Here is a 4,057-nt window from a genome sequence, read left to right as displayed (position 1 = left end):
CGCGTCAGTCGGTGGCGGCGAAATGGAGGCGTGCGGTGCGCTGGGCCTCGACCAGCAGCGCGGTCAGGTCCCGGCCGGCGGCGGGCCGGCCGCGCCGCTCCATCCACCCCGCGATGTGGGCGAGCACGTCGTCGTGGCCGGGCTGCTCGTGGTCGGCGGCGATCACCTCGGCGGCGAAGCCGTCCAGGTCGGCCGGGTCGAGGCCGAGGGCGCGGCCGACGGACAGTCCCAGCAGCAGGTTGCGCCGGGCCACCACGTTGTATTCCGTCGCCTCGTACAGGCAGTGCCGCATGTCGCCCTCCTTCCCGATCGTCCGATGCATTCAGGCCTCCGTCACCAGGTCGAGCTCGGCCGGGTCGATGCCGACCAGTTCGCACACGCGCATCACCAGAGCGCGCTCCTCGCCGTCGATCTGCAGGTCCGCGGCGGCCACGGCGTAGCACGCGGCGACCAGGTGCCGCGCCTCCTTGCGCAGGGCCTTCAGCCCGGCAATCCGCTCCATCACCAGGCTCTCGGCGGCGGCGTCGTCCTGCTCGAAGCGGGCGATCACCTCGTCGAAATGCTGCACCACGTCCTCGGGCGGGAACACCGCGAGCACGTCCGAGGCGCGGATGGCCGCCAGGAGGCGGCGGCGCTCTTCCGGCGTCACCCAGCCGTCGGCATAGGCGACGGCGGCGCAGGCCGCGACCACCGTCTCCATCAGGGTTTCCTTGCGCTGGATGGCGAAGGCGGCCGCAAGGTCGGCGCGGGCGGGCATCCACGGAGGCGACGGCTTGGGCATGGAACGGGTCTCCTCGTTCGTCGGTCTGTATCGTCGGCGGCGCATCGCTGCGCTTCCATAGGCATATGTCGATGGTTTTCTGGAAAACAATAGACGTACACTGAAGAATCGGAAGCCGGAGGGAGGGTGAGGTGCATTGGACGTTCCGCCAGTTGGAGGCGTTCGAGGCGACGGCCCGGCTCGGCAGCATGGTGAAGGCCGCCGAGGAGCTGGGCCTTACCCAGCCGACGCTGTCGATGCAGGTCAGGAAACTGTCGGAAGGGGTTGGCGCGCCGCTGTTCGACCATGTCGGCCGCACGCTCCGCCTGACCGACGAGGGGCGGGACCTGCTGGTGATGTGCCGCGAGGTGTTCGGCGCGGTGGCGCGGTTGGAGATGGCGCTGTCGGAGCGGCGCGGGCTACAGCGCGGCACGCTGCGGATCGCCGCCGCGACGACCGCGAAGTACTTCGTTCCGCGCCTGCTGGGGGAGTTCTGCCACCTGCATCCTTCGATCGACGCGGCGCTGGAGATCGGCGGCCGGCCCGCGATCCTGGCGCGGCTGCGCGAGGGGCTGGACGACCTCTACGTCTTCAGCCGCCTGCCCGACGAGCCGGAGGTCGAAGCCGTGCCCGTCCTCGACGACGCGCTGGTCGTCGTCGCTGCGTCCGGCCACCCGCTCGCCGGGCGCCGGGCGATCCCCCTGGCCGAGGTCGCCCGCGAGCCGCTGGTCCTGCGCGAGCCGGGCTCGGGCACGCGCTCGGCGGTCGACCAGCGGTTCGCCGAGGCCGGCCTGCATCCGCGCGTGCGCATGCAGATCGGCAGCAACGAGGCGATCAAGCAGGCGGTGATCGGCGGCCTGGGCCTGTCCATCCTGCCGCAGGTGTCGCTGGAGCACGACCGCGACGAGCGGCTCGTCCACCTGGACGTCGAGGGCTTCCCGATGCGCCACCGCTGGTACCTCGTCCACCCCGCCGGCCGCCGCCTGTCGACCGTCGCCCGCGCCTTCGTCGAAGCCGCGACCGCCCCGCCCTGACCGTCTCGCGTTGGCCAATCCGGAATCGGCCGGCGTGCTCCTTCATCGGGAGCCGGGTCACACCGCGTATCTCTTCACCGCCTCCTCGTCCCAATCCATCCCCAGCCCGGGGCCGCGCGCGGTCACCATGCCGTCGCGCGGGACGACGGGCTCGGCCAGGATCGCGCCGGCGGTGTCGAGATGCTCCAGCCAATGGGCGGTCGGGGTGGCCGGCAGCAGATGCGCGCTCGCCTCCACGAAGATGTGGCTGGAGAGCGGCAGCGACGCCGCCTCGGCCAGGGCGGCGGCGCGCAGCCAGCCGGTGATCCCGCCGATCTTCATGACGTCGACCATCGCGAAGTCGCTCGCCCCCGCGGCTATCGCGTCGGCCATGTCGCGGGGGAACCACCAGTTCTCGCCGGTCTGGATGCGCACCGGCGAGGCCGCGCGGACCCTGGCATGGCCGCGCAGGTCCTCGGCCGCGACCGGCTCCTCGACCCAGTGGATGTCGTATTCCGCGAGCCGCGCCAGCCGGCGGCACGCCTCCGGCGGATCGAGCGACTGGTTGTAGTCGACCATCAGGGCGACGTCGGGACCGATCAGGTCGCGCACGGCCGCCGCGGTCGCGAGGTCGCGGGCGAAGTCGCCGTCGCCGAGCTTGATCTTGATCGCGCGGAAGCCCGCCTCGACCGAGGCGCGCAGCGCGCCGGCATCGGCCTTGGGATCGACGGCGCCGTAGCTGTCGTAGGCCGGCAGCGGCTTCGGCTCGGCGCCGAGCAGGCGGGCGACCGGCCAGCCGGCCGCGCGGCCGAGCGCGTCCCATAGCGCCATGTCGATGCCGGCCACCGCCATGCCGGCCAGCCCCTGCCAGCCCAGGAGCCGGAACCGGCGGTCGAGGTCGCGCCAGCGTTCCAGCGGGGCGACGGTCCGCCCCTCCATCTCGCGCCCGACCTCCTCGACGAGGCGGGCGAGCGGGGCGAGGGCCGGCAGCATATAGGCGAACAGGTAGGCGCGGCCGGCGACACCCTGATGCGTCTCCAGGTCGATCAGCACCAGCGGGGCCGACGGGATCGTCCCCATCGCGGTGCGGATCGGCCGCGCCAGCGGCGCGTTCACCATGCGCGCCGCGATGCTCCGGATCGTGAGTGCGCTCTCGCCCATCGTCCTGTCTCCTGTCCGCCGTGATCTCCGGACGACGGTGCGGCAGCGCGCATGCCGTGTACACTCACTCCTCGGTATACCTGACGGAGGCGCGCATGGGGACGAGCGGCGAGGCGACGCGCCGGCACATCGTCGAGACCGCCTACGAGCTGTTCTACGGCCGGGGATACGCCCGCGTGGGCGTCGACGCGGTCGCCGAGGCGGCCGGCGTCACCAAGCGCACGCTGTACTATCACTTCCGCAGCAAGGACGACCTGCTGGCCGCCGCCGTCGAGCGGCACCACGAACTCGCGCTGGAGCGCATCGCCCACTGGGCCGAGCGCCTGGACGGCGACGCGCCCGCGATGGTCGACGCGCTGTTCGCGGAGCTGGCGCGCTGGGCCGCCCGCCCGGACTGGCGGGGCGCCGGCTTCACGCGCCTGGTGATGGAGCTGGCCGACCTGCCCGGCCACCCCGCCCGCGCGATCGCCCGGCGGCACAAGGCCGCCGTCGAGGCCCGCCTCGCGGCCGAGCTCGCCCGGCGCGGCGTCGCCGGCGAGCAGGCACTCGCGCGCGAGCTGATGCTGCTGCTGGAAGGCTGCCTGCTGCTGGTCCTGGTCCACGGCGACCGCAGCTACGCCGAGACGGCCGCCGGCGCCGCCCGCCGCCTGCTGGCGGGGTGAGGCGTCCCCTACTCCGCCGCCTCTGCCTCGGGGTCGGGCAGCTTCTCGCGCATCAGCACGAACTCCTCCGCCGCCGAGGGATGCAGCGCGATCGTGCGGTCGAACTGCTGCTTGGTCGCCCCGCAGTTGAGCGCGACCGCGAAGCCCTGCACGATCTCCGGCGCGTCCGGGCCCACCATGTGGCAGCCCAGCACCCTCTGGCTCCGGCGGTCGACGACGAGCTTCATCAGGCTCTGCTCGTCGCGCCCGGACAGGGTGTTCTTGGACGGGCGGAACGCCGAGCGGTAGACGTCGACCGCGCCGAAGTCGCGCCGCGCCACCTCCTCGGTCAGCCCGACCGTCCCGACCGGCGGGTTGCTGAAAATGGCGGAGGGGATGTTGTCGTAGCCGATCGTGACCGGAGTGCCGCCGAAGACGCTGTCGGCGAAGGCGCGGCCCTCGGCGATCGCGACCGGCGTCAG

Annotated in this window: 5 protein-coding genes and 1 pseudogene; 2 read left to right on the top strand and 4 right to left on the bottom strand. The window is 72.9% G+C overall.

The annotated features are described in order from the left end of the window. Window positions 1-4: 4 nt before the first annotated feature. Together VGO20_RS16920 and VGO20_RS16915 are read right to left on the bottom strand one after the other, a co-directional pair. Window positions 5-322, bottom strand: a complete 318-nt coding sequence (locus tag VGO20_RS16920) for an ATPase inhibitor subunit zeta (RefSeq protein WP_327503548.1) — start codon at window positions 320-322, stop codon at window positions 5-7. Beyond that, entirely contained in the window at window positions 323-781 is a 459-nt protein-coding gene (locus tag VGO20_RS16915) for a TerB family tellurite resistance protein (protein WP_327503547.1), read from the bottom strand. A 131-nt stretch (window positions 782-912) separates the two neighbouring features. Here VGO20_RS16915 and VGO20_RS16910 point away from each other — a divergent pair, with 131 nt between their 5' ends. After that, window positions 913-1,794: a LysR family transcriptional regulator gene (locus VGO20_RS16910; RefSeq protein WP_327503546.1), complete on the top strand. Its 882-nt coding sequence runs from the start codon at window positions 913-915 to the stop codon at window positions 1,792-1,794. Between the two features lie 57 nt (window positions 1,795-1,851). Here VGO20_RS16910 and VGO20_RS16905 read toward each other — a convergent pair whose 3' ends face one another. Next, window positions 1,852-2,934 carry an enolase C-terminal domain-like protein gene (locus tag VGO20_RS16905; RefSeq protein WP_327503545.1) on the bottom strand — a complete coding sequence of 361 codons (1,083 nt, stop codon included), beginning with the start codon at window positions 2,932-2,934 and terminating at the stop codon, window positions 1,852-1,854. A gap of 95 nt (window positions 2,935-3,029) precedes the next feature. Here VGO20_RS16905 and VGO20_RS16900 point away from each other — a divergent pair, with 95 nt between their 5' ends. Next, window positions 3,030-3,596 (top strand): TetR/AcrR family transcriptional regulator, encoded by a 567-nt coding sequence (locus VGO20_RS16900; protein ID WP_327503544.1) that lies wholly within the window; start codon window positions 3,030-3,032, stop codon window positions 3,594-3,596. A gap of 8 nt (window positions 3,597-3,604) precedes the next feature. On the opposite strand, the pseudogene VGO20_RS16895 reads toward VGO20_RS16900, so the two are convergent. Next, window positions 3,605-4,057: pseudogene (locus VGO20_RS16895) on the bottom strand (glutathione-disulfide reductase); the annotation flags it as partial.

The organism is Arenibaculum sp. (assembly GCF_035998295.1).
Lineage (GTDB): Bacteria > Pseudomonadota > Alphaproteobacteria > Azospirillales > Azospirillaceae > DASYHS01.
Note: the sequence above shows the minus strand (reverse complement) of the source record. Positions and strands in the feature narration are given on the sequence as shown.

Bases quoted from the DNA above. Each gene is read 5' to 3' on its own strand.
- VGO20_RS16920 (WP_327503548.1), bottom strand. From the start codon at position 322: ATGCATCGGACGATCGGGAAGGAGGGCGACATGCGGCACTGCCTGTAC.
- VGO20_RS16915 (WP_327503547.1), bottom strand. From the start codon at position 781: ATGCCCAAGCCGTCGCCTCCGTGGATGCCCGCCCGCGCCGACCTTGCG.
- VGO20_RS16905 (WP_327503545.1), bottom strand. From the start codon at position 2,934: ATGGGCGAGAGCGCACTCACGATCCGGAGCATCGCGGCGCGCATGGTG.
- VGO20_RS16900 (WP_327503544.1), top strand. From the start codon at position 3,030: ATGGGGACGAGCGGCGAGGCGACGCGCCGGCACATCGTCGAGACCGCC.